This is a genomic window from Glutamicibacter endophyticus (assembly GCF_048457885.1).
In the GTDB taxonomy this organism is placed as follows: domain Bacteria; phylum Actinomycetota; class Actinomycetes; order Actinomycetales; family Micrococcaceae; genus Glutamicibacter; species Glutamicibacter endophyticus.
This window is the reverse complement of the sequence record NZ_CP174200.1, coordinates 830,769-846,955: the sequence shown is the minus strand read 5'-3', so window position 1 is coordinate 846,955 and position 16,187 is coordinate 830,769. Positions and strand designations below refer to the sequence as shown.

At 62.4% G+C, this 16,187-nt stretch carries 12 protein-coding genes; 9 read left to right on the top strand and 3 right to left on the bottom strand.

Annotated elements, in window-relative coordinates; genetic code table 11:
• Window positions 1–96: 96 nt before the first annotated feature.
• The 3 genes from ACJD00_RS04070 (at window position 97) to ACJD00_RS04060 (ending at window position 3,695) form a co-directional block, all read left to right on the top strand.
• Window positions 97–612, top strand: coding sequence for a CGNR zinc finger domain-containing protein (locus ACJD00_RS04070; protein WP_418908598.1), 516 nt, complete (start codon window positions 97–99; stop codon window positions 610–612).
• 170 nt (window positions 613–782) lie between these two features.
• Window positions 783–2,558: an acetyl/propionyl/methylcrotonyl-CoA carboxylase subunit alpha gene (locus ACJD00_RS04065; protein WP_418908597.1), complete on the top strand. Its 1,776-nt coding sequence runs from the start codon at window positions 783–785 to the stop codon at window positions 2,556–2,558.
• A gap of 129 nt (window positions 2,559–2,687) precedes the next feature.
• A complete protein-coding gene (locus tag ACJD00_RS04060; RefSeq protein WP_418908596.1) occupies window positions 2,688–3,695 on the top strand; it encodes an NAD-dependent epimerase/dehydratase family protein in 1,008 nt (335 codons plus the stop codon).
• Between the two features lie 257 nt (window positions 3,696–3,952).
• Here ACJD00_RS04060 and ACJD00_RS04055 read toward each other — a convergent pair whose 3' ends face one another.
• Both ACJD00_RS04055 and ACJD00_RS04050 read right to left on the bottom strand, forming a co-directional pair.
• Window positions 3,953–5,341 (bottom strand): MFS transporter, encoded by a 1,389-nt coding sequence (locus tag ACJD00_RS04055; protein WP_418908595.1) that lies wholly within the window; start codon window positions 5,339–5,341, stop codon window positions 3,953–3,955.
• A 251-nt stretch (window positions 5,342–5,592) separates the two neighbouring features.
• Complete coding sequence (locus tag ACJD00_RS04050) at window positions 5,593–7,014, bottom strand: NAD(P)H-quinone dehydrogenase (protein ID WP_396275254.1); 1,422 nt, start codon at window positions 7,012–7,014, stop codon at window positions 5,593–5,595.
• A 94-nt stretch (window positions 7,015–7,108) separates the two neighbouring features.
• Here ACJD00_RS04050 and ACJD00_RS04045 point away from each other — a divergent pair, with 94 nt between their 5' ends.
• From ACJD00_RS04045 to ACJD00_RS04020, 6 genes are all read left to right on the top strand, one after another.
• Window positions 7,109–7,918, top strand: coding sequence for a purine-nucleoside phosphorylase (locus ACJD00_RS04045; protein WP_309408424.1), 810 nt, complete (start codon window positions 7,109–7,111; stop codon window positions 7,916–7,918).
• Window positions 7,919–7,964: 46 nt separating this feature from the next.
• Complete coding sequence (locus ACJD00_RS04040; protein ID WP_418908594.1) at window positions 7,965–9,677, top strand: phospho-sugar mutase; 1,713 nt, start codon at window positions 7,965–7,967, stop codon at window positions 9,675–9,677.
• Between the two features lie 46 nt (window positions 9,678–9,723).
• The gene (gene deoC / locus ACJD00_RS04035; protein WP_309408428.1) at window positions 9,724–10,410 is read left to right on the top strand and encodes a deoxyribose-phosphate aldolase; all 687 of its coding nucleotides are present in this window, start codon (window positions 9,724–9,726) and stop codon (window positions 10,408–10,410) included.
• A gap of 35 nt (window positions 10,411–10,445) precedes the next feature.
• Complete coding sequence (locus ACJD00_RS04030) at window positions 10,446–10,685, top strand: hypothetical protein (protein ID WP_418908593.1); 240 nt, start codon at window positions 10,446–10,448, stop codon at window positions 10,683–10,685.
• Between the two features lie 97 nt (window positions 10,686–10,782).
• Window positions 10,783–11,856: a PQQ-dependent sugar dehydrogenase gene (locus ACJD00_RS04025; protein ID WP_418908592.1), complete on the top strand. Its 1,074-nt coding sequence runs from the start codon at window positions 10,783–10,785 to the stop codon at window positions 11,854–11,856.
• Window positions 11,857–11,865: 9 nt separating this feature from the next.
• The gene (locus tag ACJD00_RS04020) at window positions 11,866–12,345 is read left to right on the top strand and encodes a tetratricopeptide repeat protein (protein ID WP_418908591.1); all 480 of its coding nucleotides are present in this window, start codon (window positions 11,866–11,868) and stop codon (window positions 12,343–12,345) included.
• Here the strand turns inward: ACJD00_RS04020 and mfd are convergent.
• Window positions 12,342–15,965 (bottom strand): transcription-repair coupling factor, encoded by a 3,624-nt coding sequence (gene mfd / locus ACJD00_RS04015; protein WP_418908590.1) that lies wholly within the window; start codon window positions 15,963–15,965, stop codon window positions 12,342–12,344. The two genes, ACJD00_RS04020 and mfd, sit on opposite strands and share 4 nt — an antisense overlap.
• Window positions 15,966–16,187 lie beyond the last annotated feature (222 nt).

Below are 16,187 nucleotides of genomic sequence, written 5' to 3'. Positions count from 1 at the left end.
ATCCACTGGTGAGCAACTTCGCGGGGGTGCGCTGGTGGATCGGCGGGCTGGAGGCTGGTTTCACATGTCATGAATTCAGCATGATGTAATGGCCTTATGCATCTCAACCCTTACGGCGAGTACGCTGTGTTGCTCGCTGCATCACTAGCCAACGACTGGCCCGCCGATCGGGACGGCATCGAGGCTCGCACCCGCGAGGTCGGCATGACCATGCCCTTCCCACGATGCGCCGAGGACCATGCTGAGACACGCAAGGTCATTGACGACTGGTTGCACATAGTGGATGCCACCTCGGATACTGCGCGCGCCGAGCTACTCAATATCCAGATGGCTCGGGCCGCCGCCTATCCGCGACTGGTTGACCACGACCAGGAAGGTTGGCATCTGCATTATCGCGATAACGGACAGCCATTGCCCGAGGTATTACGCTCGGTCATCAGTGTCGGCACGGCACTGCACCTCACCACACGCGGCATGCATCGACTACGACGTTGCGCAGCCGAACCGTGCACACATGTGGTCGTCGATGTGACGCGCAACGGTCGCCAACGTTTCTGCTCGGTTCGTTGTGCTAACCGTGCAGCGGTGCGCCGCCATCGGGCGCGCGGCTGATTCTGTCGAACCAGTCACAAAAACGTCCCCGTCCGGTTGTCCGCATTTTGTAGGAAACCTCCAAAGTTTTACACCCGTTAGCCCGAAAAGGGCCCGTTTGTACATTGATATCCCACAAAAACGATAGGCTCGGGGATAGCAGTCCGTAATTTTTCGAAGGCAAGGTTCCGATGAATCCATTGACGAAGGTGCTGGTCGCCAACCGCGGCGAGATCGCAGTACGAATCATCCGTGCGGCACGCGACGAAGGCATCGAGTCCGTGGCAATCTACGCAGACTCCGACCGCGAGGCCCTACATGTGCGTCTAGCCGACGAGGCCTACGCCCTCGGCGGCACCACCGCCGGTGAGTCCTATCTCCGTATCGAAAAGATCCTCGATATTGCCGAACGCTCCGGTGCCGATGCGGTGCACCCCGGCTACGGCTTCCTCGCCGAAAATGCCGAGTTCGCCCAGCGTGTGATCGACGCCGGCCTCACCTGGATCGGCCCCTCCCCAGAGGCCATCGACAAGCTCGGCGACAAGGTGCAGGCTCGCCACATCGCTGAGAAGGTCGGAGCCCCGCTGGTGCCCGGCACCAAGGATCCGGTGGCCTCCGCCGACGAGGTCTACGCCTTCGCCGATGAGCATGGCCTCCCGATCGCGATCAAGGCCGCCTACGGTGGCGGTGGCCGCGGTATCAAGGTTGTCCGCGACCGCGCCGAAATCGGTGAACTCTACGAGTCCGCAGTACGCGAAGCCACGGCTGCTTTCGGTCGCGGCGAGTGCTTCATCGAGCGTTTCTTGGACGCACCACGCCACGTGGAAACCCAATGCTTGGCCGATTCGGCCGGCAATGTCGTGGTGGTCTCCACTCGTGACTGCTCTCTGCAGCGCCGCAATCAGAAACTCGTTGAAGAAGCACCTGCCCCATACTTGAGCGATGAGCAGGTCTCACGTCTCTACGAGGCTTCCAAGGCCATCTTGAAGGAAGCGAAGTACGTCGGGGCTGGCACCTGCGAATTCCTCGTTGGTCAGGATGGGGTTATCTCGTTCCTAGAGGTCAACACGCGCTTGCAGGTTGAGCACCCGGTTTCCGAAGAAGTGACCGGACTGGATCTGGTGCGTGAACAGTTCCGCTTGGCCCGTGGTGAGCAGCTGGGGTACGACGACCCTGAGATCCGTGGGCATTCCTTTGAATTCCGCATCAACGGCGAAGATGCCGGCCGTGGGTTCATGCCCACCCCGGGCACCATCACGGCCATGAACACCCCTTCGGGCCCAGGCGTGCGCATCGATTCGGGGATTGAAGCCGGTGAAACCGTCTCCGGTAACTTCGACTCGATGATCTCAAAACTCATCATCACCGGCCCCACCCGCGAGGTCGCCGCCCAGCGTGCCCGCCGCGCGTTGGAGGAGTTCACTATCGAGGGTATGCCCACCGTGCTGCCCTTCCACCGCGCCGTGATGAGCGACCCGGCGTTCATCCCTGAAGAGGGTCCATTCTCGGTACACACCCGCTGGATCGAAACCGAATTCGCCGCCGATATCGCACCGTTCACCCCGACCGGTGCCGCGGATGCCGAGGAAGCCGAACGCACCGCGATCACCGTTGAAGTTGGCGGCAAGCGCCTCGAGGTGACCTTGCCGGCATCCCTCGGCCAGGTTTCCGAAGCTCCGGCTGCTAAGAACGGGGCCAAGAAGAAGCGCAAGAACACCCGCAAGGCAGGGGCCGCAGCCGGTGGCGGTAATGAGCTGCTCTCGCCAATGCAGGGCACCATCGTGAAGGTCGGTGTCGCCAATGGCGATGAGGTTGCCGAAGGTGATCTGATTGTGGTGCTGGAGGCCATGAAGATGGAACAGCCGATCACCGCGCATCGCGCGGGCGTCGTCGAAGGCCTTGAGGTCTCCCCCGGTGAGACGCTGTCCGCCGGCGCGGTCATCGCGACAATCGCCGACGCTTCCTAGCACGTACCAGTCGGGTTGGGCCGGGCCGCTCCATACGGCCCGGCCCAACCTGTATCTGCACGAGGGTTCAGAGTTCATCCGTGGCGAACCGCTCTAGCGCCCGGGGCTACCAGCAACAAGGATGGGCTCATGCGACTCCTCGTACTTGGCGGTACCGCCTGGCTCGGCTCCCAATTGGTTCAAACGGCCCTCGCACGGGGTCATCAGGTCACCTGTGTGGCGCGAGGTAGCACCATTCCCGAGGGCGCAGAACTCGTTAGGCTCGATCGGGACCAGGCAGACGCGCTGCATGCGCTGGGCACCGCGCGGTGGGATGCGGCCCTCGATGTTTCCCGGCAACCCGGCCACGTGCGCCGTGCGGCCCGCTACCTCGAACCCAACGCCCGCCACTACTTGTTTATCTCCTCGGGAAACGTCTATCGCGACCTCTCGGTGTCTGGAACCACCGAGAAGGCTTCGCTATTGCCGCCTTTGGAAGCGGACATCATGCAGAGCATGGATGACTACGGCTCGGCCAAGGTCGCCTGCGAAGAGGCCATACTCGACCAGTTCACCGAACAACGAGCCACCATACTGCGTGCCGGGCTAATCGCGGGCCCCGCGGACCCGACCGACCGTACCAGCTATTGGCCCACCCGCATGCTCGATCCACACCGCCGCACCCCGGCACTTGTACCCGACGCACTCGAGCAGGATGTCTCAATGATTGATGCGCGAGACCTAGCGGCTTGGGCCATCGATTTATTGGAACCGCAGACCAGCGGCATCTATAACGCTGCGGGAGAGCGTCATTCTTTCGCCGAACATCTACGTGTAGCGCGGTCCTTGGCCGAGCATGCCCCGGCGCTGTGCCGCGCTCCGGAGACCTGGCTACACGAGCACGGCGTACAACAGTGGGCCGGGGCGCGGTCCTTGCCGCTCTGGCTCACCGAAAAACATATGCAAGGCATGAACGCTATGGATAATTCACTGGCGGTGGCGGCAGGACTCTGCACTCGACCGCTCCAGGAAACTCTGCGTGATGCGGCAACCGAGCGCCTGGCCCGGCTGGCTTCCGACCCGTGGCGTTCAGGTCTCGAGCCGGATGAAGAGCAAGAACTTATCGCCGCACTGGCAACCACACGACCCGTGGGCTAAGCGGCGCCGAGCATCTTCCGCCTCGCTCGCCTGCCGCAAATACGCACGCAACATTATTGGATACCGACTACACATCAACCGCTTCGGCGAGCTTTGCGGCACCAATTCTCCGAACGCAGCACAGCAATGGGCGCGGTTGGATATAGTGCCGGTGATAATTGGTACCGGTAAACCCGACATTAGGTCGCTGACTATCAGAAAACGGCCGCGGGCACCGGAGTGATCTCCGGTGCCCGCGTTCGTTGAGAATGACTGACTTAGTCGACGAAGTTCTCGATGTCGACATCCTTGGTGTCACGGGTCAAGACCAAGGCGCCGAGGGTCAGCAATGCGGCGATGGCGAGGTAGATACCAACGCCGACCGTGCTACCGCTGCCAGCGTTCCACAGTGCGATGGCCACGAAGGAGGCTGGAGCGGCGCCGATGACCGAGGACAGGTTATAGGCAACAGCCGAGCCCGTGTAGCGCACATTCGAAGGGAACAGCTCGGGTAGGTAGGCGGCCATCGGACCAAAGGTCAGGCCCATCAGTGCGAAGCCAACGATCAAACCGACCATGGCCGCAGCCTGGCCCGGACCGAAGAACAGGCTCCACGCGGCGCCGAATACCAAGATGCCGGTGCTGACCCAGATCAGGAACTTGCGGCGGCCGTACTTCTCTGCCAATGGCCCGGAGACGACGGTGAAGATCCCGAAGAACACCACGCCAATGATCAGCATGGTCAAGAAGACCGGACGCTCGATACCAAGACCTGGCACGAAGCTTGCGGCGTCGAAGACCTTGCCCTTGGCTTCGGCGGCAGCTCGTGCGGCCTCGGCCGTTGCCGGGGCGGTGCCGTAGGTCAGGGTGAAGGAGGTCATCAGATAGAAGAGCACATAGGTGGCCAACATGATGAAGGTACCGGCCAGCACCGGACGCCAATGCTTCTGCATGGTGACCTTGAACGGCGACTTCACGACCTTGTCTTGTGCCACGACCTTCTGGAAAGAGTTCGACTCCACGAGTTTCAGACGGACCCACAGGCCGATCAGAACCATAACGGCCGAGAACCAGAAGGGAACGCGCCAGCCCCAGGCGAGGAACTGCTCCGGGCTCAGACCGGTCTGCAGACCCACAAACATCAGGTTAGCGATGATGAAACCGGCGGGAGCCCCAAGCTGCGGGAAGGTACCGTAGACCGCACGACGGTTCTTCGGCGCATTTTCGGTGGCCAGCAAGGCGGCACCCGACCATTCGCCACCCAGCGCCAGACCCTGGGCAAAGCGCAACAGCACCAACGCTAACGGTGCGAGGATAACCCAGAAACCCTGTGCCGGAGGCAGGAAGCCAATGAGGAAGGTCGCGATACCCATGGTCAGCAACGAGGCAACCAAGGTCCCCTTGCGGCCCAGCTTGTCGCCATAGTGGCCGAAGACGATGGAGCCCAGCGGCCGGGCCAGGAAGGCCACACCGAAGATGGCAAAGGAGGAGAGAATCGCGTTAATGGTGGACGCGTTGGGGAAAAACAGCGCCGGAAAAACCAGCACCGATGCGGTGGCATAGGCATAGAAGTCGAAGAATTCGACGGTGGTGCCGATCATGCTGGCAAAGAGCACGCGTCCACGGGTGTTTTCCTTGGGCGCCGCCACCTGGCTTGGCTGAGACATATTCGTAAGCCCCTTGGGTTGCGGTCGGGTGATGAACGATTTCATCCTAGACCCGGCCGGTCATATCGTGGACACTAGCGTCCAACATATGAGATGAATTCGACGGGATCTATCTCACATCATGATCGGCAGGCAACGCGCGATCGACGATACTTTCACCTGACCTGACCTAACGCACCCGAGGCGGGTTAACGCCCACGGGGCGGGTCCAACGCTTAACGCGTCGGACCCGCCCCGTGGAATCTCGGTGTCTAGCGGTGCCGGTGCAAACGGCGCGCGGCCTCTGACAGCGAACCGGCCAAGGAGGGGTAGACCGTAAAGGTCTCGGCGACATCGTCGACATGCAGACCGTTCTGCACGGCCAACGCCAGCGAGAAGATCAGTTCACTGGCGCGCGGTGCAACGACCACGCCGCCAATTACGGTACCCGAACCCTTGCGCGAGAGGATCTTGACGAACCCCTCTTCCATGTTCATCATCTTGGCGCGGGCGTTGCTGCCCAGATCCACCTTGACGATATTGGCCTGGTACTTACCCTCGGCCACTGCACGCTGGGACACACCGACGGTAGCGATTTCCGGGCTCGTGAAGATGTTCGAGGAAACTTCCTCAAGGTTGATTGGCTTCACCGAGTCACCCAGCAGGTGAGCCACGGCAATGCGGCCCTGCATGGCGGCTACCGAGGCCAGCGCGAAGACACCGGTGCAGTCGCCGGCCGCGTAAACGTTGTTGGCGGTGGTGCGCGAAACGCCATCGACCTTGATGTGACCGGATTCGGTCAAATGCACGCCGGCTTCTTCCAGACCAATTCCCTCGGTGTTCGGGATCGAACCCACGGCCACTAAGCAGTGGCTTCCTTCGAGCACGCGACCATCGGCCAGGGTCACGAAAACGCGATCGCCCTTGCGATCTACGGCCTCGGCACGAGCCTGGGCGACGACGTTCACGCCGTTGCGCTTGAACACGTCCTCGAGCACGGCCGCCGCGTCGGCGTCCTCACCGGGAAGCACCCGATCACGTGAGGAGACGAGGGTGACCTTGGCCCCGAGGAGGTTATAGGCCGAAGCGAACTCGGCACCGGTCACACCGGAACCGATCACGATCAGGTGCTCGGGCACCTCGTTCATGTTGTAAATCTGGGTCCAGTTGAAAATGCGCTCGCCATCGGGCTTGGCGGTGGACAGCTCGCGAGGGTGAGCACCGACAGACAAGAGCACCGCGTCGGCTTCCAGCACACGGGTGGAGCCATCGGCGGCGGTGACCTCAACGTGGTGGCGATCGATCAGACGGCCCTCGCCGATGACGATCTGCACGCCTGCGCGCTCTAGCCCATTACGAATATCGGCGGACTGCTCCTTGGCCAAGGCCAGCAGCCGTCGATTAACTACCGAGAAATCGGTGACGGCGTTGTCCAGTCCGTCGACCTTGACCCCGAAGGATTCGGCGTGCTTGACCCGGCGCACCGCATCGGCGGTGGCGATCAGGGTCTTCGAGGGCACCACGTCGGTCAATACCGCCGAACCACCCATACCGGCACGTTCCACGATGGTTACCTGGGCTCCCAGCTGGGCTGCTCCCATGGCGGCTTCGTAGCCACCGGGGCCGCCACCGAGAATCACTAAACGGGTTGCTTCATTCGTACGATCTGCGCTCACCCCACCATTCTCTACCATGGGGTTGTGATTGCGCACATCCTGAGCGGGAAAAGCAAGCAATCACACGCTCGGTCACCTGACAAAGCCCCCGGGCGCGAGTACCGTATTGCTCGTGACTGATACTCAAGTTGACCCGCAGATTCTTGCCGACCAAGCCGCACGCTACATCGCCGAGCAGACCGGCGTCGCCTCCCACGACATCGCCGTCGTGCTGGGCTCCGGCTGGGGGCAGGCAGCCGACCTCATCGGTGAGCGCACCCATGTACTCGACGCAACCGATATCCCCGGTTTTCATGCCTCCGCCGTACCCGGGCATAAGGGGCATATTTCCTCGATCCTCACCCCAGATGGCAAGCGCGTGCTGGTCCTCGGCGCCCGCACCCACTTCTACGAGGGCCGCGGAGTCCGTGCCGTGGTACACCCGATCCGTACCGCCGCTGCGGCCGGCTGCACCAAATTGGTGCTGACCAACGGCTGTGGCGGGCTGAATCCCGCATGGGGCCCGGGCACCCCGGTGATGATCTCCGATCACATCAATCTGACGGCCACATCCCCGCTCGAGGGAGCAACCTTCGTCGACCTCACCGACCTGTACTCGCAGCGCCTTCGCGATATCGCACGGGAGATCGATCCGAGCCTCGACGAGGGCGTGTACTGCCAGTTCACCGGCCCGCACTATGAGACCCCGGCCGAGGTGCAGATGGCTAAGCGTATCGGCGGTGACCTCGTGGGCATGTCTACCGCGCTCGAAGCCATTGCCGCGCGTCATGCCGGGATGGAAATCTTCGGCATCTCGCTGGTCACCAACCTGGCCGCGGGCATCAGCGAAACCCCGCTGAGCCACGAAGAAGTGATCGAAGCCGGGCAGGCCGCCGGACCGCGCATTTCGAAGCTTCTGGCGCAGATCGTCGCCCGCTTCTAAACATAGCTCGCGCAGTTTCGAGACCAAACCTCCAGAGAAGAAGAGTATGGAACAGACCGTAGACCTGCTGGCCGCCGCCAGCGACTGGGCCGCCCAGGACCCGGATGAGCACACCCGTCACGAACTGACCGAGTTGCTCGAGTCGGCCCGAGCCGACGATCCAGCGGCCCTCGCCGACCTGGCCGACCGTTTCGGCGGAGTCTTGGCCTTTGGCACCGCGGGCTTACGGGCCGAACTGGGGGCCGGGCCGATGCGCATGAACCGGGTCGTTGTCTTGCGCACCGCGGCGGGCATCGCCCGCTATTTGATCGGGCAGGCCGCCGGGGCATACACCCCGAAGGTGGTGATCGGCTTCGATGCGCGCACGAATTCCGATGTCTTCGCCGAAGATTCGGCGGCGGTATTCGCCGCCGCCGGGTTCGAGGTGCTACTTATGCCCTCGGCGCTACCAACCCCGGTCTTGGCGTGGGCGGTACGGCACTTCGAAGCGGAGGCCGGAATCATGGTCACCGCAAGCCACAACCCACCGCGGGATAACGGCTATAAGGTATACACCGGCGGCCGTGTCACCGACGAAGCCGGACGCGGAGCGCAGATTGTCTCCCCCGTGGACGCACAGATTGCCGAACTCATTGACCACACGCAGCCGGTCAGCGACATTGCCCGCGCGGAGTCCGGCTGGCAGGTCCTACCCGACGACATCGCGGCGCACTACCTGCGCGATACCCAGCCGGTCATACCCGCTGCCGAGGGCCGCACCGCGACCGCACGAGCGGCACTACGCATCGTGTTGACCGCGATGCACGGGGTTGGCGGACAGACGATGGCCCGCGCACTACGCAACACCGGGTTCACCGACCTGCACCTGGTCGCGGAGCAGTTCGAACCGGATCCGCTTTTCCCCACCGTGGACTTCCCGAATCCCGAAGAACCCGGGGCCATGGATCTAGCGTTGGCCTTGGCCGATAAGGTCGAGGCGGACCTGGTCATCGCCAACGACCCGGATGCGGATCGCTGTGCCGCGGCCGTACTGGATCAGGGGCGCTGGCGCATGCTGCGCGGCGATGAGGTTGGGTGGTTGCTCGGCGATCATGTGGCCGCCTCGCTGCCCAAGGACCGGCGTCTGGCTAATTCCATCGTCTCCTCGCGGATGCTTGCCGCGATTGCCAAGGAGCATTCGTTGGAGCACCGGGAAACGCTCACCGGGTTCAAGTGGATTTCTCGGGTTCCCTCGCTCGGATTCGGGTACGAGGAGGCGCTGGGCTACTGCGTGGCCCCCGATGTGGTTCGCGATAAGGACGGCATCAGCGCAGCTTTGGTGTTGGCCGATATCGCCGCCACGCTCAAGGCCGCCGGGTCTTCGCCGGTCGCCCGCCTCGACGAGCTGGCCGCGGCTCATGGAGTACATGTCACCGACCAGCTTTCGCTGCGATTCTCCGAGCTTTCACTGATCCCGGCACTGATGGATCGACTGCGTACGCAGCCTCCGAAGACTCTCGCCGGGCAACAGGTCAACGAGATTCGTGACCTGTCTACCGGTTCGGATGAGCTGCCGGCCACCGATGCGCTCATGCTGTTCTGCACCGACGGCACCCGAGTCATCGTTCGGCCCTCCGGTACCGAGCCGAAGTTGAAGTGCTACTTGGAAAGCATCGAGCCGGCCACATCCCTCGAGGCCGTTCCGGAAGCACGCGACCGCGCCCGGGCCCGATGCCTGAAGATCAAGGACGAATTGGCCGATTTTCTGGCAACAGACTAGGCTGACGCCCCGAAGCCCTATTCAACTTATTGTGTGAGGACCACCTATGACCGAACTCAGTGTCCAGCAGATCGCCGGCTACATTGACCACACCTTGCTGGCCCCGAACGCGTCGCTCGAGCAGATCGTTCAGGTCTGCGAAGAGGCCAAGCAGTACCACTTCAAGTCGGTGTGCGTGAACCCGGTATGGGTCGCTACCGTGGCCCGCGAGCTGAAGGACTCCGACGTGCTGACCTGCTCGGTGATTGGGTTCCCGCTGGGCGCCTCGACCACCGCGATCAAGGTGGCCGAAACCCGTGGCGCCATCGAAGACGGTGCCAACGAAATCGATATGGTCATCAACATCGCCGCGGCGCTGCGCGGCGATCGCGATGCACTGGTCAACGAGATCTTCGCAATCGCGCAGGCCGCACATGACGGCGGGGCTATTTTGAAGGTCATCATCGAGACCTGCCTGCTCACCGAGGAAGCTAAGGTGCTGGCCTGCGAGGCGGCCAAGGCAGCCGGCGCCGATTTCGTGAAGACCTCCACCGGGTTCTCCACCGGCGGTGCCACCGTCGAGGACGTAGCCCTGATGCGCCGTACCGTGGGCGAAGAGCTCGGCGTGAAGGCGTCCGGTGGCGTACGTAGCGCAGAAACCGCACGGGCCATGATCGCCGCGGGCGCCACGCGTCTCGGGTCCAGCTCCGGAGTTGCTATTCTAGAGGGAGAGCAAGGCGGAAGCGGCTACTAAGCCACACGCACCTACATAACTTCCAAGGAGATCACGTGTACTCGAACGGCAAGAACGTCACCCACTCCGGTTCAGGTCGCCTGGCTGGCAACCTGATTACCTTCGCGGTCTTCTTTGTGTTGTTCGTCGCTGCCATCTACTCGCTGTCCTTCTGGACTCTCGAGAACGCGTGGCTGCCTACCATCGCCTGCTTCGTGCTGACCCTGTTGGCCTTCGCAGTCCCGATGACCTTCATGGGCCGCGGCGATTCGCACGAGGTCTCCGCACAGAAGTAAGTGCCAATGACGCATCCACAGGGAGCCACCCCACCGGGGTGGCTCCCTGTCTGCGTTAACCTCTCCACCGGCGTGCGCTAAGGGCTTAGGAGTCACCATGCGCCACGGACCACGAGCTACCCGGATTGTCCCGCTGGTCGGACTGCTCCTGCTACTTGGGGCATGCCAGACACCTCCAGAAGCTCAGCGCGAATCCCCCACCCCAGAACCAACGGTGGAAGTAGTCGCCGAAGGGTTGCAGGCTCCTTGGTCGCTGGCCAGCTACCGTGACGCCTTGCTGGTCAGCGAGCGTGACACCGGAAAGATCAGTGAGCTACTAGCCGATGGGAGCACCCGCGTCCTCGGGACTGTACCGGATCTCGAACCGGCCGGAGAAGGCGGACTACTGGGCCTGGCGGTGCAGCGGGATTCGCTTTTCGCCTACTACACCACGGCGAAAGACAACCGCGTCCTGCGCTTTGGCCTGGAGGGAGACCCCGGGGAACTAGCGCTTGGCCGTTCCACCGTGATCCTCAGCGGCATTCCTGCCGGACGCATCCATAACGGGGGCCGCATGGCCATAGGCCCCGATGACCTGTTGTATGTGAGCACCGGGGACGCCGGAGATCCGGCCAATGCTCAGGACCTGAAGTCCCTTGGCGGCAAGATTCTGCGTGTGGACGCCGATGGGCAGGTCCCCGAGGATAACCCTTGGCCGGATTCGCCGGTGTATTCACTGGGCCACCGCAATGTCCAGGGTTTCGATTGGGCCGACGACGGCACCCTGTACGCCAGCGAGTTCGGGCAGAACACCTGGGACGAACTCAATGAGATCCGACCGGCCGGGAACTACGGCTGGCCCCGAATCGAAGGGTTCGGCGCGGATGCAGACTTCCGTGATCCACTTCAGGTATTCGCACCGGCCGAGGCCAGCCCCAGCGGCCTGTGTGTCGGCAAGGACGCCATCTATCTAGCTGCCCTGCGCGGCGAACGACTCTACCGGATCCCGCTCGCCGACCCAGAGCAATCCCAGACGCTACTAACCGAGCAATACGGCCGGCTCCGCGAGGTACAGTGCGCGGCGGACGGCTCACTGCTGATCCTGACCAATAACACCGACGGTCGCGGCACGCCAAGCGATACCGACGACCGTTTGCTGCGCTTCACCCCTCGCCCCACGCCCCTGCCCTAGGCTGAGATTATGCACACCACCTTTGAACAAGCCATCGACGCATTCTGGGAACAAGCCGAAACGCGGGATCCACAACAGCTCGCCGATGAGGTCACCACGCTCTGCCACCAGTGGGACGTACCTGCGGCACGGCTGGCCTTTGAGCAGGCCTCGGTGCACGACTTCCTTGGCCACGAGGCCCTCGCGGTGGAAGGCTACCGGCAAGCGCTAGCCGCCGGGCTCGAGGCGCCGCACCACCACAACGCACGCATCCAACTAGCCAGTACGCTACGCAACCTCGGGCAGGCCGACCAAGCGATCGACCTTCTGCGCTCCATGGAAGATACCCCACAGGAGCTGTTGCCCGGCGCGCAAGCATTTCTCGCGTTGGCACTCTACGATGATGGACAACCGGCGGAGGCGTTACGTACGGCCCTGCTCACGTTGGCCCCACATCTGCCGACCTACCGGCGCTCGATTATCGACTATGCGCACGAGCTCGATAGCTAAGCTTGTGTCGACGACTCGGCCTTGACTGGGGTCGGTTCAAAAATGCCGTAGAGCAAGCGTTCGGCCCAATCGAGGATGTCGCCGTCGGCCAGATCCCGCCCGCCGACCGGGCTGGTCCGTGGCTTCGGGATGAAGATCGCTCCCAAAGCTGGTTTATTAGCCGACCCCGGGTAGAGTCGCTCCAAACGCACCTGCCGTGAGGCCGGAAGATCTTCGATCTTGGCCGGCGAGACTTTAATGTGGTTACCGATCTGTTGAATATCGCGTAGCCCCACGGCCCGGGCCCGAATGCGTAGGGCCGCCACCCGCAGCAAGTATTCCACCGGCTGTGGCAGGGCACCGTAGCGGTCCTCGAGCTCGGCACGCACCTCGGCCAAGGCCTCGTCGGTTTCTGCCGCAGCGATATTCCGGTAAGCCTCTAGACGTAGGCGCTCGCCCGGTATGTACTCATGAGGCAGGTGTGCGTTCACCGGCAACTCGATCTTCATTTCGGTGGATTCGGTCTCGCCCTCGCCCTTGTAGTCTGCGACGGCTTCGCCGACGAGTCGCAGGTACAGATCGAATCCGACCCCGGCGATATGCCCGGATTGTTCGCCGCCGAGCAGGTTACCGGCCCCGCGCAATTCCAGATCCTTCATCGCCAGTTGGTAGCCCGAACCCAGTTCGTTGTGCGCCGCGACCGCCTTCAAACGTTCGAGCGCCACCTCACCGAGTGGCTTATCCGAATCCCAGAGGAAGTAGGCGTAGGCCCGCTCGCGGCCGCGGCCCACGCGCCCACGCAGCTGATGCAGCTGCGAAAGGCCGTAATTATTCGCCCGATCCACAATCAAGGTGTTCGCATTCGAAATATCCAGACCGGTTTCGATGATGGTGGTGGAGACCAGCACATCGAATTTCTTTTCCCAGAAGTCTTGGATGATGCGTTCAAGCCGGGATTCGCTCATCTTGCCGTGCGCGACTTCCACCCGAGCTTCGGGGATCAGCTCACGCAACTCGGCAGCCACCCGCTCGATGGAGGAAACGCGGTTGTGCACGAAGAACACCTGCCCATCGCGCATCAGTTCACGGCGCACCGCCGCCGAAATTTGCTTCTCGCTCCGCGGACCAACATAGGTCAATACCGGGTGGCGTTCTTCCGGTGGGGTGGCCAAGGTCGAAGTTTCGCGGATCCCGGTCAGGCTCATCTCCAAGGTACGCGGGATCGGGGTGGCACTCATGGCCAGTACGTCAACGTTGGTGCGTAGCTTCTTGAGCTCTTCCTTGTGTTCAACGCCGAAGCGCTGCTCCTCGTCGACGATAATCAGTCCGAGGTTCTTGAACTCAACATTCTTCGAAAGTAGCCGGTGCGTGCCGATCACAATATCGACGCTGCCGTCCTTAAGCCCGGCGATGATTTCCTTGGCTTCTTTGGCGGTCTGGAAACGCGAGAGGGTTTTCACCCGCACCGGGAAGCCCGAGTATCGTTCCGTGAACGTCTGATAGTGCTGCGAGGCCAGCAGGGTGGTGGGTACCAGCACGGCCACCTGACGCGAATCCTGCACCGCCTTGAAGGCAGCCCGTACCGCGATCTCGGTTTTGCCGAAGCCCACGTCACCGGAAATCAGCCGGTCCATCGGCACTTCGCGTTCCATATCGGCCTTGACCTCGTTGATCGCGGTGAGCTGATCGGGGGTTTCGATATAGGCGAAGGCTTCTTCTAATTCATGTTGCCACGGGGTGTCCTCGGCAAAGGCATGCCCACGGCTGGCCATGCGCGCGGAGTACAGCTTGATGAGATCTGCGGCGATCTCCTTGACCGCTTTGCGGGCCTTCTTCTTAGTATTCGACCAGTCCGCGCCGCCCATCTTCGACAGCGTCGGGGCTTCACCGCCAACATAGCGGGTGATCTGATCGAGCTGATCCATCGGCACAAAGAGCCGGTCGCCGGGTGCCCCACGCTTGCTGGCGGCATACTCCACAACCAAATACTCACGCTTGGCATCCTGCGAGGAACCATTGACCTTACGCGCAATGAGCTCCACGAATTTACCGATGCCATGCTGCTCATGCACGACATAGTCCCCGGCCTGGAGCGTCAATGGGTCTACTGCATTGCGCTTCCGTTTGGCGCTGAGTTTGCGGGTGCCACGTGCGGCATAGGCGCTCGAACGCCCCAGCAGGTCCGCCTCGGTGAGTAGACCAAATTTCAGGTCCTCGAAGACGAAGCCTCGCCCGGCGCTGGCCTGGGTAATTTCGATAAGACCGGGGGTTGGTTCGGCCTCAATGCTGGGCACCCGGTGCGCCGGGATCTGGTATTCGGCGAACAGCTCGGAGAGACGGGCGGCAGGACCAGGGCCTTCGGTGGCCACCACGACTCGCCATTTGTCCTTGACTCGCCCAGAGATGAACTCCATCATCGCGTCCACATCGCCCTGGTAGCCGCGTGGTTCGCGGGCCTGGATGCGGATGGTTGAGGCCCCGACTTCGAGCTCCTCGTCGGCGCCCAGCGAGGTCACCGACCACCACGACACCTTGGCCTTGGTCGCCTGCTCGACCGTATCGGCTAGCGTGGCAAAGTCCCCGGATTCGAGTTTCCGGGTGCTCTCTGCCGTGCTCAAATCCAAGGGCGCGGCGGCACCGTCGGAGGCCGAGGCCCATGCGGCGGCCAAAAACTCCGCGTTCGTTTCGTTCAAATCATGAGCTCGAGCGCGCACCCGCTCCGGTTCCATGACCAGAGCGATTGACGATTCGGGCAGCAGGGAGAGGAACGGAACCATGGAGTCGACCAGCAGCGGGGCGAGGGATTCCATGCCTTCGACGGCGATGCCACCGGCGACTTTGGTCAACATTTCGCGGGCTGCGGGGAATTTGTCCTGCAGGTTCGCCGCCCGGGACATGACCTTCGGGGTGATCAACATTTCGCGGCAGGGCATTGCCACGACCCGCTGCGGGCCTTGCCCCTCCATGGAGCGCTGGTCGGCAACCGCGAAGTAGCGGATGGAATCGATCTGGTCGCCAAAGAAGTCCACACGCACCGGGTGATCCAGCGTTGGAGGGAAAACATCGATGATGCCTCCGCGGACCGCGTATTCGCCGCGGTGGGTCACCATCTCCACCCGTGCGTAGGCGGCCTCGGACAGAGCCTTAATCACTGCGTCAAAACCGGGTTCTTCATCAACGGCCAACACCACCGGGCGCAGCTGCCCCAAGCCTTCGACCAAGGGCTGTAAGACCGCACGAATTGGCGCGATGATGACCTTCAACCGCTCATCGCCTTCATGCAGGCGGCGCAGAACCTCCAGTCGGCGTCCCACGGTGTCGCTACGTGGAGACAACCGCTCATGCGGCAACGTCTCCCAGGAGGGGAATTCGGCAATCTGTTCGGCCGGCAGGTACGCACCTAACGCCGAGGATACTTCTTCGGCTTCGCGTCCGGTCGCGGTGACCACCAACGTCACTGGGTGCCCGTTAACTGTCTCGAGCGCGGAACTGACATGTGCACTGAGTAATCCACGTAGCCCGGCCGGAGCCGCGATTTCCAGTTCCTCGCTACGTTCGGCGTATCCCCGGGAGGCGCTACCTGCCACCCGCCGGAAGGACGGCTCCTCGCGCAGGAATTCGTGAAGTCCAACCAGACTCATGCTCTTTAGGTCCCCTCGCTTAGGTCAATTCTCAACCGCTCACGCTACTGCGGCCGACCTTGCCAGCGGGCGGGGTCGGCTTGGTGGAAGTATTGTGTTTGTCGGTGTCTTCCTAGCCTACCTAAAGCACCTGAACGGCTAGGCTAGAAGTGACCATTCGTTCGGAACTTCGAGTTTTAACATGTTTCGAATGACGCCATTTTGAAGATTGGGACACGACAT